The 748-nt window shown below is 56.3% G+C and carries 2 protein-coding genes; both read left to right on the forward strand.

All coding sequences use genetic code 11. The annotated features are described in order from the left end of the window. A partial coding sequence (locus ABD892_RS10315) for a hypothetical protein (RefSeq protein WP_345195539.1) occupies window positions 1-348 on the forward strand: 348 nt, incomplete at its 5' end. Window positions 349-413: 65 nt separating this feature from the next. Continuing rightward, window positions 414-617, forward strand: a complete 204-nt coding sequence (locus ABD892_RS10320) for a hypothetical protein (protein ID WP_345195540.1) — start codon at window positions 414-416, stop codon at window positions 615-617. The last annotated feature ends 131 nt before the right edge of the window (window positions 618-748 follow it).

Below are 748 nucleotides of genomic sequence, written 5' to 3' on the forward strand. Positions count from 1 at the left end.
CCGCAACCAGCTCGACAAGGGCTACCAACCCGCCTGACCTCTCGCCCTTTGGCTTACGCCAGAGGGTTTTTCTCTTTTGTCATTAACAGAGGAGATATGACCATGATCAATGTCAAAGAGCGTATGGCTGCATATCAGGCGCGACTCAGGGAAGCCATGGATTACGCCAACGACCGTGTTGCGGTCTACGAAGAATTCCACCCATGGGCGGAAGAATGGGAACTGACCACGGTCTGGAACCAGGAAATCGCCCGTTACCGCTCACGGTTGCGCGGACAGATGGCGGCGGAGTTCTTCATCCGCGACAGCCACCTGTTCGGTGACGCCTTCGATGACATCCCGTTCTGACCCTCACCCCTCTGCCTTCCGGTAGAGGGTTTTTCTCTTTTGTCATCAACGAAGGAGATATGACCATGACCCAACAGGTGATCATCGAAGAAATCAAGGCCCACCGTGACAGCGGCAAAGTCCTCTATCGGGGGACACGGGTCGCGCCGCTGGAATCCGTGCTGGCGCGGATCACCGGCTACGACCAGTTCTGGGTGGACGACAACTGCATCTGGCACCCGGCAGTGGTCGAAAGTGAAGTGTGGCGCGTCACCTGGCGCACACCGTAAGACCCCTGACCAACGGACGTTAAAAAGCCTTTTGTCGCCTGACGGCGACAGAGGGTTTTCTTCTTTGTCATCAACAGAGGAGGAAGGTGGCATGGTGCATTACCGACAGATAACCGTCAGACCCAATGGCA

Source organism: Kistimonas scapharcae, from assembly GCF_039540975.1.
Lineage (GTDB): Bacteria > Pseudomonadota > Gammaproteobacteria > Pseudomonadales > Endozoicomonadaceae > Kistimonas > Kistimonas scapharcae.

Bases quoted from the DNA above. Each gene is read 5' to 3' on its own strand.
- ABD892_RS10320 (WP_345195540.1), top strand. From the start codon at position 414: ATGACCCAACAGGTGATCATCGAAGAAATCAAGGCCCACCGTGACAGC.